The organism is Stenotrophomonas sp. MMGLT7 (genome assembly GCF_021168555.1).
In the GTDB taxonomy this organism is placed as follows: Bacteria; Pseudomonadota; Gammaproteobacteria; order Xanthomonadales; family Xanthomonadaceae; genus MMGLT7.
The window spans coordinates 50,635-68,833 of record NZ_JAJOZS010000018.1; the positions used below are offsets into that span (position 1 = coordinate 50,635).

At 68.8% G+C, this 18,199-nt stretch carries 20 protein-coding genes and 1 pseudogene; 12 read left to right on the plus strand and 9 right to left on the minus strand.

Annotated elements, in window-relative coordinates; genetic code table 11:
* Positions 1-269 precede the first annotated feature (269 nt).
* Positions 270-1,208, minus strand: a complete 939-nt coding sequence (locus LRX76_RS17160) for a DUF1684 domain-containing protein (protein ID WP_231806847.1) — start codon at positions 1,206-1,208, stop codon at positions 270-272.
* Positions 1,209-1,409: 201 nt separating this feature from the next.
* On the opposite strand from LRX76_RS17160, the gene tesB reads away from it, so the two are divergent.
* The 4 genes from tesB (at position 1,410) to LRX76_RS17180 (ending at position 5,887) form a co-directional block, all read left to right on the plus strand.
* Positions 1,410-2,327 carry an acyl-CoA thioesterase II gene (gene tesB / locus LRX76_RS17165; protein ID WP_231806868.1) on the plus strand — a complete coding sequence of 306 codons (918 nt, stop codon included), beginning with the start codon at positions 1,410-1,412 and terminating at the stop codon, positions 2,325-2,327.
* A gap of 292 nt (positions 2,328-2,619) precedes the next feature.
* Positions 2,620-3,117 (plus strand): pathogenicity-like protein, encoded by a 498-nt coding sequence (locus LRX76_RS17170; RefSeq protein ID WP_231806848.1) that lies wholly within the window; start codon positions 2,620-2,622, stop codon positions 3,115-3,117.
* A gap of 56 nt (positions 3,118-3,173) precedes the next feature.
* Positions 3,174-4,328, plus strand: coding sequence for a sigma-70 family RNA polymerase sigma factor (locus LRX76_RS17175; RefSeq protein WP_231806849.1), 1,155 nt, complete (start codon positions 3,174-3,176; stop codon positions 4,326-4,328).
* 311 nt (positions 4,329-4,639) lie between these two features.
* Positions 4,640-5,887 carry a DUF2075 domain-containing protein gene (locus LRX76_RS17180; protein WP_231806850.1) on the plus strand — a complete coding sequence of 416 codons (1,248 nt, stop codon included), beginning with the start codon at positions 4,640-4,642 and terminating at the stop codon, positions 5,885-5,887.
* 112 nt (positions 5,888-5,999) lie between these two features.
* Here the strand turns inward: LRX76_RS17180 and LRX76_RS17185 are convergent, their stop codons facing one another.
* Complete coding sequence (locus LRX76_RS17185; protein ID WP_231806851.1) at positions 6,000-6,398, minus strand: transcriptional regulator; 399 nt, start codon at positions 6,396-6,398, stop codon at positions 6,000-6,002.
* 78 nt (positions 6,399-6,476) lie between these two features.
* On the opposite strand from LRX76_RS17185, the gene LRX76_RS17190 reads away from it, so the two are divergent.
* Positions 6,477-7,682, plus strand: a complete 1,206-nt coding sequence (locus tag LRX76_RS17190; RefSeq protein ID WP_231806852.1) for an MFS transporter — start codon at positions 6,477-6,479, stop codon at positions 7,680-7,682.
* 99 nt (positions 7,683-7,781) lie between these two features.
* On the opposite strand, the gene LRX76_RS17195 is transcribed toward LRX76_RS17190, so the two are convergent.
* A complete protein-coding gene (locus tag LRX76_RS17195) occupies positions 7,782-8,375 on the minus strand; it encodes an EF-hand domain-containing protein (protein WP_331716791.1) in 594 nt (197 codons plus the stop codon).
* Positions 8,376-8,572: 197 nt separating this feature from the next.
* On the opposite strand from LRX76_RS17195, the gene LRX76_RS17200 reads away from it, so the two are divergent.
* From LRX76_RS17200 to LRX76_RS17230, 7 genes and pseudogenes are all read left to right on the plus strand, one after another.
* The gene (locus LRX76_RS17200; RefSeq protein WP_231806853.1) at positions 8,573-9,340 is read left to right on the plus strand and encodes an arginyltransferase; all 768 of its coding nucleotides are present in this window, start codon (positions 8,573-8,575) and stop codon (positions 9,338-9,340) included.
* Between the two features lie 112 nt (positions 9,341-9,452).
* A pseudogene (locus LRX76_RS17205) lies at positions 9,453-10,613 on the plus strand (endonuclease/exonuclease/phosphatase family protein); the annotation flags it as partial.
* 124 nt (positions 10,614-10,737) lie between these two features.
* Positions 10,738-11,100: a roadblock/LC7 domain-containing protein gene (locus tag LRX76_RS17210; RefSeq protein ID WP_231806854.1), complete on the plus strand. Its 363-nt coding sequence runs from the start codon at positions 10,738-10,740 to the stop codon at positions 11,098-11,100.
* Positions 11,101-11,113: 13 nt separating this feature from the next.
* Positions 11,114-11,623 (plus strand): PAS domain-containing protein, encoded by a 510-nt coding sequence (locus LRX76_RS17215; protein ID WP_231806855.1) that lies wholly within the window; start codon positions 11,114-11,116, stop codon positions 11,621-11,623.
* Complete coding sequence (locus LRX76_RS17220) at positions 11,620-12,375, plus strand: phosphate/phosphite/phosphonate ABC transporter substrate-binding protein (RefSeq protein WP_231806856.1); 756 nt, start codon at positions 11,620-11,622, stop codon at positions 12,373-12,375. The genes LRX76_RS17215 and LRX76_RS17220 overlap by 4 nt, the downstream gene beginning before the upstream one ends.
* A gap of 8 nt (positions 12,376-12,383) precedes the next feature.
* Positions 12,384-13,031, plus strand: a complete 648-nt coding sequence (locus LRX76_RS17225) for a hypothetical protein (protein ID WP_231806857.1) — start codon at positions 12,384-12,386, stop codon at positions 13,029-13,031.
* A complete protein-coding gene (locus LRX76_RS17230) occupies positions 13,028-13,648 on the plus strand; it encodes a hypothetical protein (RefSeq protein ID WP_231806858.1) in 621 nt (206 codons plus the stop codon). The genes LRX76_RS17225 and LRX76_RS17230 overlap by 4 nt, the downstream gene beginning before the upstream one ends.
* A 182-nt stretch (positions 13,649-13,830) precedes the next feature.
* Here LRX76_RS17230 and LRX76_RS17235 read toward each other — a convergent pair whose 3' ends face one another.
* From LRX76_RS17235 to LRX76_RS17260, 6 genes are all read right to left on the minus strand, one after another.
* The gene (locus LRX76_RS17235) at positions 13,831-14,112 is read right to left on the minus strand and encodes a T6SS immunity protein Tli4 family protein (RefSeq protein ID WP_231806859.1); all 282 of its coding nucleotides are present in this window, start codon (positions 14,110-14,112) and stop codon (positions 13,831-13,833) included.
* Between the two features lie 275 nt (positions 14,113-14,387).
* Positions 14,388-16,094, minus strand: coding sequence for a DUF2235 domain-containing protein (locus LRX76_RS17240; RefSeq protein ID WP_231806860.1), 1,707 nt, complete (start codon positions 16,092-16,094; stop codon positions 14,388-14,390).
* Positions 16,081-16,293: a hypothetical protein gene (locus tag LRX76_RS17245; RefSeq protein WP_231806861.1), complete on the minus strand. Its 213-nt coding sequence runs from the start codon at positions 16,291-16,293 to the stop codon at positions 16,081-16,083. Before LRX76_RS17245 ends, LRX76_RS17240 begins: the two co-directional genes overlap by 14 nt.
* A 517-nt stretch (positions 16,294-16,810) precedes the next feature.
* On the minus strand, positions 16,811-17,245 hold the full coding sequence (locus tag LRX76_RS17250; protein WP_231806862.1) for a hypothetical protein: 435 nt from the start codon (positions 17,243-17,245) through the stop codon (positions 16,811-16,813).
* A 9-nt stretch (positions 17,246-17,254) separates the two neighbouring features.
* Entirely contained in the window at positions 17,255-17,671 is a 417-nt protein-coding gene (locus LRX76_RS17255) for a DUF4123 domain-containing protein (RefSeq protein ID WP_231806863.1), read from the minus strand.
* A 4-nt stretch (positions 17,672-17,675) separates the two neighbouring features.
* Positions 17,676-18,029: a DUF2345 domain-containing protein gene (locus tag LRX76_RS17260; protein WP_269450942.1), complete on the minus strand. Its 354-nt coding sequence runs from the start codon at positions 18,027-18,029 to the stop codon at positions 17,676-17,678.
* Positions 18,030-18,199 lie beyond the last annotated feature (170 nt).

The following is an 18,199-nucleotide window of genomic DNA, read 5'->3' on the forward strand; positions in this document are numbered from 1 at the left end:
CGCACCGCCATGGCGCAGCCGCGCGCCACGAAAGATCGAGCCATGGTCGCGCTTCGCCCTCCCCCGGGCCGACGGCACGCCGTCACGCCGCTGGCCTGGGCAGGCCCCGGGAGGGTGGACCGGGGTCCACCCCACGGCTGTCCGGGAATCATCGAGCCCGGCTGCAACGCCTCGGGATCCGAGTCCGGGCTGCAATCCCGGCGCTGCCAAAGGCACGGCGCCCCTGGAAGCAATTGCGACGCACCGGCGGGCACCCGCGCGCAGGCGCATCAGTGCGCCAGCGGATAGGTCTTCTCGCCGGCGGCGATGCGCAGGTCCAGCCGGTTTTCCGGCGGAGCGGTCGGGCATACGACATGGCCGTTCAGCGCGCACGGCGGGTTCTGCGCCTGGTTGAAGTCCAGCACGAGCCGGCCGTCGCGCGGCGGCGGGGCGTACAGGAAGCGGGCGCCGCCATAGGTCTCGCGGCCGCTGGTACGGTCGGCGATGATGAAGAACAGGGCGTCGTCGCCCTCCTGCAGGATCGGCCGCAGCGTGTAGCGCCGGCCGTCGCGCTCGAACTCGGCCTGCCCCGGCACCTTCGCCGGCTCCAGCGTGCCGTTGCTGGTCAGCAGTTCGATCGGTACCGGCTCGGGATAGGGATGCCAGTCCGCCTCGATGCGCCACGACGGGTCCACCGGGAAGTGGGGCACGCCGGCAAAAGCCTGCAATGCCGGCGACTGCGGATCGCGGAAGCGCCAGCCATGGATGTCGCCGGTCTTGACCACGTAGAACCACTGCGGCCCGGCCTCGATCCGGGTCGGGCCGCCCTCGTCGAGCTGCGTCAGCAGCGGCACTGAATCGAAGGAACGGCCGTCCGCCGTCACGCCGCTACCCGGCGCCGCGTCGAAGCGCAGCCCGCCGTCGGCGCCGAGCCGCAGCACGCCCCACTTCGCCGGCCCCTTGGCTACGACGATGTCGTTGCCGGCGGCACTGCCGACACTGTGCGCGCCGGCGGCGACCTGGCCCGAGCCGGCGAAGCTGAGCCAGCCCTGCGGGTCGCGCAGTTTCCGCTCGCGCTCGCCGCGCCATTGTTCGATCGAGGCCAGGTAGGCCGGATCGATGGGCGCGGACGCGTCCGCCGGCGCGGCGGCGGGAGGCGGCGCCTGTTGCGGCGCACAGGCCGCGAGCGAGGCCAGTAAGACACAGGACAGCAACGCGACAGGTTTCATGGCAGCGCTCGGCAGCAACGGCGCTCCACCATAGGCCAATGGCCGGAGCGGGCGAAATAGCCATTGCTCGCCGGGCGGCTCGGCCCCGCCATATGCGCGACCGGGCATCGCCTGCCGTGTCGCCGCGAACGCAAGGCCAGCGTTCAGCGCCGCCCCGGGGGCGCGGCGGAGTGGCCGCTATAATCGCCGGCTCCCGTTCCCCTGGTCCAGTCCTTGTCCGTCAGCGCCGAACCCGTATCCGAACTCGTCGACCTGCTCACCCTGGAGCGGCTGGAGGACAACCTGTTCCGCGGCCAGAGCCGCGACATCGGCACCAAGTACGTGTTCGGCGGACAGGTGCTGGGGCAGGCGCTGTCGGCGGCGCAGACGACGGTGGACAACGGCCGCCACGTGCATTCGCTGCATGCCTACTTCCTGCGCGCCGGCGACATCGACCATCCCATCGTCTACGACGTCGACCGCACCCGCGACGGCGGCAGCTTCTCGGTGCGCCGGGTCACCGCGATCCAGCACGGCAAGGTGATCTTCTTCTGCGCGGCCTCGTTCCAGGAACAGGAGAGCGGCGCCGAGCACCAGGCGAAGATGCCGCAGGTGCCGCAGCCGGAGGAGATCGCCCCCTCCCCGGCGGTGGCGCCGCAAGTGCTGGCCAAACTGCCGACCAAGGTGCAGCGCTGGCTGCAGCGCGGCGGCCCGTTCGAGTTCCGCCACGTGCATCCGCGCGACGAGCTTCAGCCGCCGCGTCGCCCGCCGTTCCACCAGATATGGCTGCGCCTGAACGAAGCGGTCGGCGATGCGCCCGAACTGCACCAGGCGCTGCTGGCCTACGCCTCGGATTTCCACCTGCTGGGCACGGCCACCTTCCCGCACGGCATCAGCTACTACACGCCCAACGTGCAGATGGCCTCGCTCGACCATGCGCTGTGGTTCCACCGCCCGTTCCGGGTGGACGAATGGATGCTGTATTCGCTCGACAGCCCGAGCGCGCAGGATTCGCGCGGACTGGCGCGCGGGCAGTTCTTCAGCCGCGACGGCCGGCTGATCGCCAGCACCGCGCAGGAAGGCCTGATCCGCGTGGTCCACGACCGCGCAAGCGCCGCCGCCGTGCCGGCGAAGGACTAGCGCATGCCATCGACTCTCGGACTGGTCGCGTTGCGCCTGCAGGGCCGTCGGCCGGTGTTGCGTGGCGCAGCGCCTGGGGGGCCGTCGGAGCCCTGCGCCCGCGAAAGCGGGGATCAGGCCACGCGGCGCCGGATGGCAGCGCTGCAGGCCCGACCCGAAGGGCCGCTCCTGCGCGCGCCCGGGGCCGCGTCATCGCCAGGGCGTGGACGCAGGTCCACGTCCTCCCTCTCGCCAGCCCCGGGCACGCGCAGGAACGGCGCGGCCTGCTCGGGAATCGATGGAATGCCCTGACATGCGGCAGATATTCAGCAGCCAGCGGGTGGAGACGGTGGAAGGCGTGGCGCAGTTGCTGCGCGATGCCGGCATCGAGGTGCATATCAGCAACGGCCGCTCCTACCGCGGCCGCCGCAGCGGCCAGTTCAGCTACCTCGACCCGGTGGACGCGCGCAAGCAGCCGACGGTGTGGATCGTGCGTGCCGACGACCAGCCGCGCGCGCGCGAGCTGCTGCGCCAGGCCCGCCTGCTCGACACCACCCGCCGCGACCTGCCCGAGGCCGAATACAGCTTCCGCGACGGCACGGCGGCGACGCGCGGCTCCGCCTGGGCCTGGCGCATCCGCATCGCCCTGCTGCTGGTGATCGGCGCGGTGGCGCTGTTCATCGTGCTGCGCCATCGCGGGCTGCGTCCGCCGCCCCCCCCACCGGAGGTGGCCCCGGCGCAGCAGGCTCCCGCGCAGGAACCGCAGGACGACTCGCGCGTGCGCATCCAGCCGGTGCAGCCGCAGCGCTGAGCGGTCACATCCGGCGCCGGGTTGCGTCATGGAGGCATCCCGCAATGGAGCCGGCGATGAAGGCAGACACCCTCGAACTGATGCTGCAACGCGAACTGCCGGCCGCCAGCGGCGGCTGCACGCAGGCCTACGGCCGGATCGTCGCCGCCTGCCAGAACACGGTCACCGCGATCGCACTGGCGATCACCCGCGACGTGCACGCCAGCGAGGACATCGCCCAGGACGCCTTCCTCAAGGCCTGGCAGCAGCTCGGCCGGCTCAACAACACGGCCAGCTTCCTGCCCTGGCTGCGGCAGATCACCCGCAACCTGGCGCGCGATTGGCTGCGCGCGCAGCGTGGCCGGCCGCTGAGCGGCGAGGCGGCGGAGATCGCCATCGGCATGGCCGCCGATCCCTCGCCCTCGCCCGCCGACCAGCTGCTCCAGGTCGAGGAAGAAGCCGCCGCCGCCGAGATCATCTCGGCCCTGCCCGAGGACAGCCGCGAGACGCTGCTGCTGTACTACCGCGAAGGCCAGAGCTCGCAGCAGGTGGCCGCGCTGCTGGGGCTGAGCGACGCGGCCGTGCGCAAGCGCCTGTCGCGGGCACGCGGCAGCGTGCGCGAGGAGCTGCTGCGGCGCTTCGGCGAGTTCGCGCGCAGTTCCGCACCCGGCGCCGGCTTCGCGGTCGTCGTCACCACCGCGGCGGGCATCTTCAGCAAACCGGCCGCCGCCACCGGACTGGGCATGGCCGGCGGCAGCCTCGCCGGCGGCATTGCCGGCAAGCTCGGCGCCGGTACGGGCGCCGCGGGTGCGCTGGGCGGACTGCTCGGCGGCATCGGCGGCGGCATGCTGGCCTACTACCTGTGCCGCATGGTGCTGTTCCGCTACACCGAGAACGAGGCCGAACGGCGCCGGCTGACCGCCAGCTACCACCGCTACATGCGCCGCTCGTTCATCGGCGTGGGCGCCATCGTCGCCACGCTGTGGCTGTGCGACAGCCACTGGCCCGCGCTTGCGGCAATGGCCGTGACCATGGCGATCGTCAACTACGAGATGATCGTGCCGCTGCGCCGGGTGATGAAGCCGCTGCTCGAGCGCGACCGCCTGCGCGACCCGCGCACCGCGCTGCGGCGCCAGCTCGGCTACCACCTTACGTTCGGCCCGGCCGCCATCGTGATCAGCAACGCCGCGGTGCTCGCCGCCGTTCTGCCCGCGTTGCACGCGCCCGGCTGAGAACCCGTCCACGATCTCCACGATCTCCCGTAGGAGCGACTTCAGTCGCGATGGGGCTTTGCCGGTAGCGCCCCATCGCGACTGAAGTCGCTCCTACCGGTGACTGGCGCTGCTTGTCATTCCCGAGCCATAGCGAGCGATCGGCATCTGCTGCATCCGTCCCGAGATCGTGAACGGGGCATCGGGCGCAGGCGGCCAGGCACGGAGGGGTAGACTATCGCGTGCACCGCGGCGGTTCGCCGGGCAATCCCCGCGCAAGTAGAGCCGGCGGCGGCCACAGATCCCCGACGAGTTCCTGCCTTCCCCCGAGCATGTCCGCAACCAACCAGGCCAGCTTCAAGCTGTCGCCGGAAAAGACCCTGTCCGCCGAGCAGCGCGCACTCGAGCGCGCGGTGCAAGGCTTCATCCGCGCGCATGCCGACGACCGGCATGCGCTGCTGGTCATCCAGGGCGACGCCGGGACCGGCAAGAGCGTGCTGCTGAACTCGATCTTCCGCGACCTGCAGGCGGCCGCCCGCACCCAGCCGCACGGCCCGCTGTACGGCAGCGCGAACTATCTTCTCGTCAACCACGCCGAGATGATCAAGGCCTACCGCAACGCCGCCGACGGCCAGCCCAGCCTGCGCAAGAAGGACTACGAACGGCCGACGAGCTTCATCAACCGCATGCACGGCAGCGGCAGGACGGCCGACATCGTGCTGGTCGACGAGGCGCACCTGCTGCTGACCCGCAGCGACCGCTACAACCGCTTCGTGCAGGACAACCAGCTGGAGGAGATCGTGCGGCTGGCGCGCATCGTGGTGCTGGTGTTCGACGCCGGCCAGGTGCTCAAGTTCAAGAGCCTGTGGAACCCGGGCGACCTGGATGCGCTGATCGCCCGCTGGCCGCACGAGGTGCATGTGCTGCGCCGCCAGTTCAGGATGCGCGCCGATGCGGCGGTGCGGCGCTGGATCGAGGCCTTCGGCCGCGGCCGGCTGCTGCCGCTGCCGCGCGCCGCAGCCGGCGGCGACGCTTTCGAACTGAAGGTATTCGACGACGCGCAGGCGATGTACGACGCGGTCCGGGACAGGAACGCACGCTGCGGCCTGTCGCGCATGCTCTCGACCTACGACTACCCCTACAAGCTGGATGGCCGCGACCATTTCATCGAGGAAGGCCGCTTCCGGCTGCGCTGGGACCGCTCCAAGCCGGACGAGCGGCTGCCGTGGGCCGAGCGCGAGGACACCATCGACGAGGTCGGCTCGGTCTATACGATCCAGGGATTCGACCTGAACTACGTCGGCCTGATCCTCGGGCCTTCGCTGGCATGGGACGAGCAGCGCGGGGAGATCGTGCTCGACCCGTCCAGGTACGAGGACGGCGCCGCCTTCCAGGGCAAGGCGCAGCTCGCCGATCCCGAGGCGGTGAAGCGGCGCATCATGCTCAACGCGATCAACGTGCTGATGACACGCGCGATCCATGGCCTGTACCTGTACGCGCACGATCCCGCGCTGCGCCGCCGCCTGCTGGCGCTGCAGGCAGGCCGCGCCATGGCGAGCGAGAAGCCAGGCCCGCGCTAGCGGGTGGCGAGGGAACGCCCGGACCGGACGGCTTGCGTGTCAGCGCCCCGGACCCGGCGGCGCCGGCGCTCGCCGCGTTCGTGATCGTCCGGGCGCTCGCGATGCCCGGTACCTAGGCCGTGCGCTTGCGGCCAGCGGCGGGCGGCCGCCAGTTCTCCACCAGCGCCAGCAATCCCGGGAAGCGCGCGTCCAGGTCCTCGCGGCGCAGGCGGCTGCGCCGTTCGAGGCCGTACTGCCGCTGGCGGATCACCCCGGCTTCGCGCAGCGCCTTGAAGTGGTGGGTCAGCGACGACTTGGGCCGGTCGAAGCCGAACCAGCCGCAGGGGTGGTCGTAGGCATCCGACTCGCGCATCAGCTTGTGCACGATGGTCAGGCGCAGGGGATCGGCCAGGGCACCCAGGATGGTCTCCAGCCGCAGCTCTTCGACAGCCGGTTCCGCCAGCGGCGGCGGCAGCCGGGCGGGCGCATCGGCCGGTTCTCCGGGCGAGGCGCCGATGGGTTTCGTCCTCATGGCGGAGCGACTATAGCACTTGTACGAGTTTCATCGAACTAGGCTATAGTTCGAAAAATCTCGTACAGGAACGCCGTCATGCCGATTTCCCCCAGGTCCAGCGGCGCCCAGGCGACGCAAGCCGCCTCCACGGCCGGCATGTGGGCGGCCGCGTGGATGGTCACCGCGGTCTTCATGCTGTCGAATTCGGCCACCCCGCTCTACGTGCACTGGCAGGAGCAGATGGGGTTTTCCTCCGGCATGCTGACCGTGATCTTCGCGCTGTACATCGCCGGGTTGCTGGGCACGCTGCTGGTGGCCGGCCAGTTGTCGGACCACTACGGGCGGCGACCGCTGCTGCTGCCCGGGCTGCTGGCTGCATTGGTCGCCTGCGGCCTGTTCGCCGGTGCCTCGTCGATCGGCATGCTCGCCGCGGGCCGGCTGCTGGCCGGCGTGGCCGTGGGCGTGATCGTCTCGGCCGGGATGGCGGCGGTGGTCGATGCCGGCGGCGTGCAGCACAAGCGGCGGGCGGCGCTGCTGGCGTCCATCGCGATGGTGCTGGGCGCGGGCCTGGGACCGCTGCTGGCGGGCGGACTGGCACAGGCACTGGCGCGGCCGGTACTGCCGATCTTCGCCGTCGAGGCGCTGGTCCTGCTCAGCGCCCTCGGCGTGGCACTGCGGTTGCCGGCCCGGCGTCCATCGGCAGCGCGACCGCTTCGCCTGCGCCTGCCGCAGGTGCCCGCCGCCAACCGCCGGCACGTGCTGTGCGGCATCGCCACCTTCGGCCCCGGCATCACCGCCACCTCGTTCGTGCTGGCGCTGGGGCCGTCGCTGCTGGCGCGGCTGCTCGAGGTGCGCAGCCCGCTGCTCGCCGGCGGCATGGCCTGCGCGATGTTCTTCGCCGCGGTCGGGGTGCAGTTCGCGGTGCGGCAGTGGCCGGTCGCCCGCATCTTCGCCGCCAGCACCGCCGCCACCGTGCTGGCAATGGCGAGCCTGGCGCTGGCCCTGCACGCCTCGCTGGTCCCGGCGCTGATCGCTTCGGCGCTGCTCGCCGGTGTCGGCCAGGGACTGGGCCAGCTCGGCGGACTGAGCCTGATCGGCCTGCACGTGCCGGACAGCCACCGCGCGCAAGCCAATGCCGTGCTCAACATCGGCGGCTACATCCCCGCCGGCCTGCTGCCGGTGGCGACCGGGTATCTGGTCGATGCCGTCGGGCTGGCGACGGGCGCGACGCTGTTCGCGCTGGTGCTGGCCATTGCCGCCGTCGCAGGCGGCAGCTGGGCCGTGCGCCGGGCCGGGGCGTGATCCGCCGGCAAGGCCTGGCGCCCACGAAAAAGCCGCCCCGGGAAACCCCGGGGCGGCATGTCGATCGGCGCCTGTGGTGCTTCGGCCGACGCGGCTGGCTCAGCCGGCCGGCTGCGCCGCCGGGGCCTTGGGCGGCTTCGGCCGGTGCGGGCCGAAGGCCGGGCGCTTGGCCGAGGCCGCGTCGAACTCGGCCTTGCTCAGCTTGCCGTCCTTGTCGGTATCGGCCTCGGCGAACCAGCGGTCGCGATGCTGCTGTGCGCGGGCCTGGAAATCGGCCTTGTCGACGAAGCCGTCCTTGTTGACGTCCATGCTGTCGAAGCGCTCGGCGAACTTCGCATCGGCCTTGGCCTCCTCGCGGCTGACGCGGCCGTCCTTGTTGGCATCGAGCCGGGCGAAGCCACCCTCGTGCCCGCCGGGCTTGTGCGCGCCCGGGCCGCGACGCCCTTGCCGGGCCTCGCGCAGTTCCTCGCGCGAGAGCTTGCCGTCCTTGTTCTTGTCCAGCGTATCGAAGGCGGCGGCCAGGCGCGGGCTGGCGGCCGCTTCGCTGCGGTCGACGAAGCCGTCGTTGTTCTTGTCCAGCGAGGCCAGGCCATGCCGCTGCGGGTCGGGCTTGACGGCCGGGGTGGCGGCGAACGCGCCGGTGGAGAGCGCAGCCAGTACGGCCAGGGCGATCAGGGGGGTGCGATGGGTCATGGAATCTGCTCCGTATGACGGTGAAACCCGAAGTTCCGCGTACAGCGACGCGGGTGCCGTTGGCAGCGGCAGCCTGCTGCGGCCGTGCCAATGGTGAGGTCAACGGGCCGCGGCGGACACGGTTGACCGGTCGGTTGCCGTGTTCATCCGGCGGACAGTCGCGAACATTGCGACGCGCTGGCGCTATGCTGCCGGCCATGGCCATCCACGGCGCCAGCTCCGACGACCTGCGGCTGTTCCAGACCGGCGAGCACCCCTGTGGCTACTGGCCGGAGCGGCCGGCACGCGACCTGGTGCTGGATCCCAACGATCCGCGCCTGGGCACGGTGTATCCGCTGGCGCTGGGATGGGGCTTCCGCCGCTCCGGCGACCTGGTCTACCGCCCCAGCTGCCCGCTCTGCCGCGCCTGCGTGCCGGTGCGCATCCCGGCGCACGACTTCGTTCCCGACCGCAGCCAGCGCCGCTGCGCCGCACGCAACGCCGACGTCGTCGGCCGCATCGTCGCCGCCGAACGCAGCGAGGAACAGTTCGAGCTCTACCGCCGCTACCTGCGCAGCCGCCACCAGGGCGGCGGCATGGATGGCCACGGTGCGCAGGAGTTCGACCAGTTCCTGATCGGCAGTTGGTCGCACGGGCGCTTCCTGGAACTGCGCGAGCCGGCGCCGGCCGGACGCCGCGGCCGCCTGCTGGCGGTGGCGGTGACCGACGTCACCGAGGATGCGCTGTCGGCGGTGTACACCTTCTACGAGCCGGACGCGGCGCAGCGCGGGCTGGGCACGCTGGCGATCCTGCGGCAGATCGAATGGGCCCGCCGCGACCGCCATGCCTACCTGTACCTGGGCTACTGGATCCGCGGCCACGACAAGATGGACTACAAGCGCCGCTTCCATCCGCTGCAGGCCTTCGACGGCCGCTACTGGCGCGACTTCGGCGAGAGCTGGGGCGCGGTCGACGCGCTGCGCTGAGTCCGCGGTCTTCATGCCGCAACGACGCCGGTGGCATCATGCGGCGATGATCCGACTCATCGTACTGGCCGCTCTCCTGCTGGCCATGGCCTGCACCCTCGCCGCCGCGCACGCCGCCGTCCCCGCCGTCGCCACGCTGCGCATCGCGACCTACAACACGTCGCTGTACTCGCAGCACGACGGCGGGCTGATCCGCGAACTGCAGGGCGACAGTGCGCATGCGCGCAAGATCGCCGCGGTGCTGCAGCGGGTACGCCCGGACGTCGTGCTGCTCAACGAGTTCGACTACGACCCGGCGCACCTGGCCGCCGACCTGTTCCAGCGACGCTACCTGGAGACGGCCCAGCCCGGCGGCGGCGAGCCGCTGCACTATCCCTACCGCTACCTGGCGCCGGTCAACACCGGCGTGCCGAGCGGCCTGGACCTGGACAACGATGGCGAGGTATCGCCGCCCTCGCCTGCCGCCGACGAAGACGAGGCCGCCCGCCGCAGGCGCGGCGGCGACGCCTGGGGCTACGGCCTGCATCCGGGCCAGTACGGCATGCTGGTGCTGTCGCGCCATCCCATCGACAGCGCCGCCGTGCGCACCTTCCAGCTGCTGAAGTGGAGCGCGATGCCGGGGGCGCTGCGCCCGCTCGATCCGGCCAGCGGCCAGCCGTTCCACCCCGATCCGGTCTGGCGGCAGTTGCGGCTGTCCTCCAAGTCGCACTGGGACGTGCCGGTGCGCACCCCGGGCGGCACCGTGCACGTACTGGCCTCGCACCCGACGCCGCCGGTCTTCGACGGACCGGAACGGCGCAACCTGGCGCGCAACCACGACGAGATCAGGTTGTGGCGCGAGTATCTCGGCGCGGGCGACAAGCCCTGGCTGTGCGACGACCAGGGACGCTGCGGCGGACTGGCCGGCGATGCCCGCTTCGTGATCCTGGGCGATCTCAACAACGATCCCGCCGATGGCGACGGTCGCCACGAGGCCATCGTCGAACTGCTCGAACATCCGCGGGTACTGCGCCATCCAACGCCGCGCAGCGACGGCGCCGAGCAGGCCGGCCTGGCCTATGCCGAGCGCGGCATCGTCCGCCGCGGCGCGGCCGCGCAGGCGACCGGCGACTTCGGTCCGCGCTCGGGCACCTTGCGGCTGGATTACGTGCTGCCCTCGGTCGGTTTTGGGTATGCCGGCGGCGGCGTGTTCTGGCCGGCAGCAGCGCAGCCGGAGGCTGCCATCGCCGATGGCAGCGACCACCACCTGGTCTGGGCCGACCTGCGCTGGTGACCGTGCCGGGCCGCATGGGCGGACGCCGCGGCCGGGCATGCTTGATTCAGATCAAGGGAATATTCCGGCAAAAGCATTCCAATGGGTGTTGCATGGCCTCGCATGCACTCAACCGGAAGACGACATGCGCACGCAACAGCTGCAACAGGCCCTTGAAGGACTCAACGCGTCCACCGCCGACGTCGAGGCCTCGGCACTGATCTCCATCGACGGCCTGATGATCGCCTCGGCCATGCCGCAGGGCATGGACGAGGACCGCATCGGCGCGATGTCGGCCGCCCTGCTCTCGCTGGGCGAGCGTACAGCCGGCGAACTCGGCCGCGGCCAGCTGGAACGCGTGCTGGTCCAGGGCGAGCGCGGCTACGTGATCATGAGCGCGGCCGGCAGCGAGGCCGTGCTCACCGTGCTGGCCAAGCCCAGCGCCAAGCTCGGCCTGGTGTTCCTGGACATCAAGCGCGCGGCCCAGGCGCTCTCGCAGATCCTCTAGAGGACACACGCGCATGCCCCTGCCCGACATGACCGAACCGCAGGAGCCGCATCGCAGCACGCGGCTGCGCTACCACGACGGCAGCAGCCGCATCGTGCACTGGTGCGATCGTGAAGTGCCCTATCCCGACGGGCGCCTGATCGTCTCGCGCACCGACCTGGAAGGCGTGATCACCCATGCCAACGCCGCCTTCGTCGAACTCAGCGGCTGGCCGCGCGAGGCGCTGATCGGCGCGCCGCACTACATCCTTCGCCACCCGGACATGCCCCGAGTCGCCTTCAAGGGCCTGTGGGACACGGTGCAGGCCGGCGGCAAGTGGAACGGCTACGTCAAGAACCTGCGCCGCGACGGCGCCTACTACTGGGTCTACGCCACCGTCATCGCCAACGTGCGCGACGGCCAGGTGGTCGGCTACACCTCGGTGCGGCGCAAGCCCTCGCGGCAGAAGATCGAGGCGCTGATCCCGCTGTACCGGCAATGGCTGCAGCAGGAGCCGGGCGGCGGCGGGAGGGCGGCGCCATGACCGTGGACTTCCTCGTCGCCCCGGATTTCGCCCCAGGGCGCTTCTCCGGCTGGTACATGCTCAGCACCCTGCTGCAGCGCCGCTCGGGAATCGGCCTGCACCTGCTGATGCCCGGCGATGCCGCCGAGCAGGCACGCCTGCTGGCCGCCGGCAAGGCCGACCTGATCTACGCCAATCCGTTCGACGCCAGCACGCTGATCCGCAACGAGGGCTACATCCCCTTCGCGCGGCCGATCGGCCGCCCCGACGAGATGGTGATCGCCACCGCCGCCGCATCGCCGCTGGAGAAGGTCGAGGACCTCGGGCCCGGCAGCCGCATCGCGCTGACCGACAACCGCGACGTCAAGCTGATCGGCCTGCGCCTGCTGGAACCGGCCGACCTGGACGAAACGAACATCGAATGGGTGCAGGCCAGCAGCTTCCAGGCGGTGGCCCGGCTGCTGATCCAGCAGCAGGCCGACGCCGGCTTCCTGCTGGCCGACGCCTGGCACGAACTGTCGCGGCTGACCCGCGAGCAGCTCAAGCCGCTGGTGGAGAGCGCCCTGTGCGACATCAGCCACGTGCTGCTGGCGCACCCGCGCATGGCCGACACGCTGCCGGCGCTGCGCGAGGCACTGCTCGCCGTGGGCCACAACGGCGATGCCGGCGACCAGGTGGTGCTGGACGCGCTGGGACTGTCCCAGGGATTCGAGGCCATGTCCGCCGAGGACGCCGAGTTCATGATCGACCTGATGGACACCCTGCTGGATTGAGCGCCGACATGACCCTCTCCGCCGCACAACGGCAGGCCCACCTCGAGCTGCGCGCGCATGCGCGCAGGCTGCTGCTGTCGCCACAGGACGCGGGCGCGCACATGGCGCGCCTGCACGCGGCGCTGCAGATGGCCGACAGCGAACCGGTGCAGGGCGCGCTGGCCGACCTGTACGTCAGTCTTCCGCGCAGCGAGCGAGCGCTGCGGGTGGCGGCGCTGCAGATGACCGAGAGCCGGCTCAATCCGCACGTGGCCGAGGCCTTCGCCCGCAACAGCCAGGGCTATCCGCTGCCGCTCGTCACTCCGCTGGCCACGCGCTGGAGCGTGCTCGCCCATCCTTCGGCCGACGTGCCTGCACGCGTGCGCCGCGCCAATCCGGACCATTCGCGCCGGCTCGCGCGCGAGGTGGTGCAGGCGCTGTGCGAGGGCGACCCGACCCTGGCCGCGCGGGTGGAAAGCGAATTCCTCGACCACTGCATCAACTGCCAGGACAAGCTGGCCTTCATGCTCGCCGCCCGCGAACTGCGGCGCGAGGAACTGGCGCTGGACGATCGCTGGTCGCGCACCGCCAGCTGGCTCGAACAACGCGACCTGCTGGGCGCATGCACGCGCACTGCTGCGCGCGACCCGCAAACCCCGACAGGTCCACGACCATGAGCGAACAGGAAGACACCTGGCTGATGCCCACGCCGTTCGGCGTGCTGCATGCCTTCGCCAGTGCCGAGCCGGACCGCATGCAGCGCGCGCTGCAGCTGCTGCTGAGCACCAACGGTTCGCTGTCGCTGCCGCAGTGGCGCGAGCAGGTCGGCGGCGACACCTCGCACCTGCTGGGCGAGGCGCGCGACCAGCAATGGCTGCAGTTGCTGCGGCGGCCGGTGCCGGGCCCGGAGATCCGCCTCGACGACTTTGCCCAGCACGTGATCGCGCCGCTGTCGGGCGAGCGCCGCGCCGCCCTGGCTTCGGACGGCGGCTTCTGCCTGGGCCAGGCCGGACTGTCGCCGGAGGAAGCCGAGACCCTCGCGGTGGCGGCGGCGGACTTCTCCGGCTTCGCCCAACGCCAGTCGCAGCGCGGCTGGAACGGCGCGCAGCGTTATGTCTCCTTCTTCAGCGAACCGCAGCTGCTGTTGCCGGACTGGTCGTTCGTGCCGTTCTGGGTGGATGGCGCCGGCTACTGGCTGATCCTGGGACGCGAGCCCTTGCTCAACAACCTGGCGATGGTGGAACTGGTGTGGAGCATCCGCCTGGCGGCCTCGCGCTTCGCCGCGCCGCAATAGCGCACACAACGGGGGATGGGATGGCGCGGTCTGCTGGGGAGAGCAGGCCGCGCCGGCGGGGGATGACAGGCCATTCGGTAGACGCAGGGTTTCGCTACCTTTATGGAACGTCCCCGGACCCGACGCGGTGACCGGAAAATGAATGGCAGTCATAGGAACTCACCTAGCTGATGCCGTCTCGTTCACTGTCCTGGAGACGCCGCTCCCGGACGCGGCCGCAGCGACTCGATGATCGCGTCCCAAAGTTGCAGCGCTTCCTCGTCCGAAGCGAACGCCGACCTGTACGGGTGGTCCTCGTCCACCACCGACTGTCCCAGCACCTGCAATTCCACGGTCATATATGGCTCGGCGACCGAGTCGGCCAATGCCCAAGCAGGTGCCTGCGATGCGCCGCAGATCGATGCGGCAAGCGTGTCCAGTTGCTGGGCGGTAAAGTGATCGCTGGCAAAAGCGACGGTAGCCATGGCGAAGTACCTCATTGCAACGCCGCGAAGGGCGCTCCGCTACGTGCAGCCTTGAGCATGTACTCGACGCATACTGACTCGGGAAACAGAGGTAACCCGTAGCCAAGACTGGCCGGCCCGACGAACGATTTCCTGGCCGCATGCACGCGGATGTTGCCCGAGCAGGCGAAATCGTTCTATCAATCAGCACCGACACATATCGGCCCTTCCACTCGCTCCAGAACGCAGGCGCCCGTCAACGTAGCCGACCATCCGCGTACCGGCACCAGACGCGCCTATCGCCCGGCCTCTGCCAGCGAGCTTTCCAAGCGGGTATCAGCAGAAGCGTTGGCCTGCTCCGGCTTGTACTTGGTAGCGCCGAAGTAGAGCGTGCGCCACGCGGTCAGGTCGCCCATGAACCAGTGCGAAACCGAATCGTGGCCATAATCGTCGAAGAAGGCCGCCACGGATTCCGGTAGCGGCCGTGCATCGTCCCAAGCTTCAAGCATGGTGCGCTCGCTCAATGTCAGCTTCCCACGGGCCGCCCGCTTGCGCCGAAGCCGAGTCATGCCGCGCTCCAGTGCGCTGGTTTCGCGGCCCAGGCCCTTGCGCTGCTTCTTCACTTCTGAGAGCTCCTCGTCCTTCACCTCGATCTGCGCCCAAACCTCGTTCCACTCGGCCCTGTCCGCTTCCCCGACAGGTGCGGGGAAAGCATCGCCAGTGCGCGGCCCTTCCAGTTGCCGACGCCGGCGATGCAGGGTCGTGAGCTCTGCCTCCAGCGCCTGCTGGCGTGCGGCCAGGCGCTGCATCGAATCCAGATCGTCACCGCGCTCCACACGCAGCCTGAGCCAGCGGTGCAGTAGCTCCATATGCGCGGCTTGCACGTCTTCCATGCGCCCGCGCTTGAGCCGCACCGCCTGCAAGTAGCCGTTGTAGGCAGCACGCAGTTCTGGGTCGTCTTTGTCGAATTCATCCTGGATCAGTGGATCCAACGACTCGATGGACTGCAACAGCACGCCTCCAGCGCGGGCCATGTCGTACATCTCGTTCAGAGCGAAGCGGGCGATGCTGTTCTTGCGGCCTTGATGCTTTGGATCGTAGCCGCCGCCCACATCCGAGTGGACGCCGGGGTACCAGACCTCCAGGGTATTGGGCGGGTAAATCGCGTCGTCGCGGGTGGAATCGAGTGGGAACTGCCCCCGCAACTCGTGCGCGGCAGTCATGTGCACACACTGCTCCACCATGGTTGGCAGCTTGACGTCATGCGCCCACTCGCCATGCCCATCGTTGCGATTGATCAGTGCCCCGGCCATGCTCGACCACACCGAGCACACCGTATCGAACACGCCCATGAAGCCGATCCGTATCGGGATGTCGCGGTAATGCCAACCTCCGTCCGCCTGATGCTCACAGCGCTCGGCAAGGTCGCGTGCGAAGGCACGTGCCTGCGCCGCGCCGCGCGAGAATCCGAACACCGACACGTTGACGATGAGGATCTTCATGCTTGGCGGCTGCTTGTCGATCAGTGCGTCCAACTGCTCCAGCGCATAGGCCACGCGTTCGCCACCACCCTTGCCTATCGCCAAACCCAGGGTGCCACCCTCGTCGCCCACTTCCCGACAGGGCGTGCCGACGCCGGCCAGATAATTCCGCACAATTTGCGGAGTATCTTTCTGATGTGCGTAGAACAGGCGTGCAGTATTGGACAAGGCACGCCTTTCTTCGGGCTTGGCCATTTCCTCGTCGCGGTTGTTGCCCGTCCCATCGAAGAACACCGCCAGATGCAGAACCTGGGTACATCCGGTAGTGGCTTCCTCCGGACCCGGCATCGTGCACATCAACGCCATCTGACGCCGGTCACGTTCCGCAGCACTTAACGACCGCGTCCCACGCGCCAATCGCGCGATGCGTGCAGAGGGATCAGCATCGACGACCGGATCGGGAGAGCCCGGCTCCAGATCGACCTGACCCGGAATTTCGGTGGGGTCCCTAGTTTCGTCCATGATCCTTGTGTCCTTCCGGGATGGGTAGCCTGCGCATCTCCCAATGATTCTGCTGCTTCCCCACCAGTTCCGCCTCGACATGACCGTCCGGATAGAAATGCAACAAAAGCATGTTTGGGTCCGGCGGATAGGGATACTTCAGAGAGATCACTTCGCTTCTTTCCACTACAGGCATGCGCTTATATTGATCGCTTTTCATGTCGTAAAGCCCCGAGACGCGCCATTTTACAGTCACGTTGTGCCGCTTACTGAGGTCTCGAGGTGGTTTCGGCCCCATTGCGCTCCCGCCATTGGTGTAAGCATCTGCCCCCCCCCATCCACATACCATCCACAGTGATATCCAGAATATAGCGATCCGTGTAGTTGTACGCGAACAATGTCAGGTAATTGGACTTGTCACGGCCCTTGGCCACCGCGCAACCAGCCACTGCCATCATGACCACCAGTAGAATTATGCCTACTGCAACAAACGCCGACTTCATACCATCCATTGCCTGATTCTCATTATGTGATTGTCCCGACGGGTGTCCCAGCCATCCGCTCAACAAGAACCTACTCGCATCGCTCGTTACTCAAACTTTCCAGTAGATACCTGGACGTGCCCTTACCGCTAGCCATTGCACGGGCACAGCCAACCAACACGATGCCCAAGGCCAGCAGGACGATCCCGCAGGTCATCATTGCCATCCATCTGCGCCCATATTCCTGTCCGGCGCTCATTCTTGCCAGTCCTCTACCATGGGATAGGCATCTTCACCGATCTGGCGGGCGGTGCGACGGCCGGCCGCGAAGTCCTCCAGCCGCTTGCTCCACTCAGGCTGCTCATGGAAATCCTCCCCGCTCAGCAGTGCCCAGGTGCAGATCATCAGAATCCGGCCACCATCGCGGATGCCGTAACGTTCAGCCAGGGCGACGCAGGCGCGAAAGAATCTGTACTGGTCCGGCCCGGGAATGCGATCGAGCAGTTCCTGGTCCGTCAGTTGGAAGTGGTCGATCAGTGTGTAGGGGTAGCTGTCGTCAATGAGCCTGCGCCGCTGCTCCGAATTCAGTTCCAGCGGCGGCACGTAGGGATCATACGCAGGAACTGTCAACGGCAGCGTCCGCCAACTGTGGTCGGGCCCCACATAGTGCCATTCCAGACCCAGCGACAAGAACCGCTGTTACTGCGAATCCTGCATCACCGCTGCCAGCAGCGGCAGCACACGTCCGTCATAGAAGCGTGCAAGGAATTCCTTGCCGTTCGGCAACCGTGCATCCAGCCTGCGCATCAAGCGCTGGACCAACTCAGAAAGCGACAGCGGTGAATCCAAGAACGTGGCCGCCCCCAGCGAATCGGCTTGAGATGCTATCCGTGCCAACACCTTGCGCATATTGAGTTCGGCCGGTAACGCCACCAAGTAGACCGACGCATCGGCCGATCCGTCGGCCAGTACACCATCGAACAGGCGGATGGCGCTTGCGGTAAGACGGTCGAGCACCTGTGCTGGAGCATGGCATTGCGCCCCGTCCAGCAACAGGTAGCGGCTTGCCCCCTCGGCCGGACCGCCCCACGTTCTGTCCGGAAATACGATCGCCATCGCGCTACCCCTTAGGCGTAAAAGGAGAGGCGCGTTTGGCCGCTAGCAGCAGGCATTCCTTGCAGACGGCCTGCGGGAACACCGGCAGGTTATAGCTCTGCTGCGCCGGCCCGACGAAGGACTTCTTGGCCGCATGCACGCGGATGTTGCCCGGGCAGGCGAAAGTGATGTTGCCGCCCTCGATCGTCACGCTGGCGCCGCCGGCGGTGGCCAGGTGCACCGTCTTGCCCGCCGCCAGTTCCACCGCCGCGTTGGCGCTGACCACATTGAGCTGCTGCCGCGATCGCCGCTTTGCTGCCCTGCCCGCTGCCCGCTGCCCGCTGCCCGTGTCTGCAGTAGGCGTAACTTGCGAGTGCATCTGCCCGCACTGCTGCGGCTAGTTCCGCCAGCAAGACTAGGAATTGCACTATCTCTATGCCACTTGCGTCTCGACCTGCATGCTCGTATCTACCCGTGCATACCGAGCCTCGAAGTCGCCCCCCACATAGATGCAACGCGGATCGGAGGGAAGTGTCGCATCCATTCCGA

What these genes read in the sequence shown, in the direction of transcription:
- LRX76_RS17160 (WP_231806847.1), bottom strand. Translation starts at nt 1,208, where the DNA reads ATGAAACCTGTCGCGTTGCTGTCCTGTGTCTTACTGGCCTCGCTCGCG.
- LRX76_RS17185 (WP_231806851.1), bottom strand. Translation starts at nt 6,398, where the DNA reads ATGAGGACGAAACCCATCGGCGCCTCGCCCGGAGAACCGGCCGATGCG.
- LRX76_RS17240 (WP_231806860.1), bottom strand. Translation starts at nt 16,094, where the DNA reads ATGGACGAAACTAGGGACCCCACCGAAATTCCGGGTCAGGTCGATCTG.
- LRX76_RS17180 (WP_231806850.1), top strand. Translation starts at nt 4,640, where the DNA reads ATGTCCGCAACCAACCAGGCCAGCTTCAAGCTGTCGCCGGAAAAGACC.
- LRX76_RS17210 (WP_231806854.1), top strand. Translation starts at nt 10,738, where the DNA reads ATGCGCACGCAACAGCTGCAACAGGCCCTTGAAGGACTCAACGCGTCC.
- LRX76_RS17255 (WP_231806863.1), bottom strand. Translation starts at nt 17,671, where the DNA reads ATGGCGATCGTATTTCCGGACAGAACGTGGGGCGGTCCGGCCGAGGGG.
- LRX76_RS17230 (WP_231806858.1), top strand. Translation starts at nt 13,028, where the DNA reads ATGAGCGAACAGGAAGACACCTGGCTGATGCCCACGCCGTTCGGCGTG.
- LRX76_RS17215 (WP_231806855.1), top strand. Translation starts at nt 11,114, where the DNA reads ATGCCCCTGCCCGACATGACCGAACCGCAGGAGCCGCATCGCAGCACG.
- LRX76_RS17260 (WP_269450942.1), bottom strand. Translation starts at nt 18,029, where the DNA reads ATGCACTCGCAAGTTACGCCTACTGCAGACACGGGCAGCGGGCAGCGG.
- LRX76_RS17195 (WP_331716791.1), bottom strand. Translation starts at nt 8,375, where the DNA reads ATGACCCATCGCACCCCCCTGATCGCCCTGGCCGTACTGGCTGCGCTC.
- LRX76_RS17170 (WP_231806848.1), top strand. Translation starts at nt 2,620, where the DNA reads ATGCGGCAGATATTCAGCAGCCAGCGGGTGGAGACGGTGGAAGGCGTG.
- LRX76_RS17235 (WP_231806859.1), bottom strand. Translation starts at nt 14,112, where the DNA reads ATGGCTACCGTCGCTTTTGCCAGCGATCACTTTACCGCCCAGCAACTG.
- LRX76_RS17200 (WP_231806853.1), top strand. Translation starts at nt 8,573, where the DNA reads ATGGCCATCCACGGCGCCAGCTCCGACGACCTGCGGCTGTTCCAGACC.
- LRX76_RS17220 (WP_231806856.1), top strand. Translation starts at nt 11,620, where the DNA reads ATGACCGTGGACTTCCTCGTCGCCCCGGATTTCGCCCCAGGGCGCTTC.
- LRX76_RS17190 (WP_231806852.1), top strand. Translation starts at nt 6,477, where the DNA reads ATGCCGATTTCCCCCAGGTCCAGCGGCGCCCAGGCGACGCAAGCCGCC.
- LRX76_RS17245 (WP_231806861.1), bottom strand. Translation starts at nt 16,293, where the DNA reads ATGAAAAGCGATCAATATAAGCGCATGCCTGTAGTGGAAAGAAGCGAA.
- LRX76_RS17175 (WP_231806849.1), top strand. Translation starts at nt 3,174, where the DNA reads ATGAAGGCAGACACCCTCGAACTGATGCTGCAACGCGAACTGCCGGCC.
- LRX76_RS17225 (WP_231806857.1), top strand. Translation starts at nt 12,384, where the DNA reads ATGACCCTCTCCGCCGCACAACGGCAGGCCCACCTCGAGCTGCGCGCG.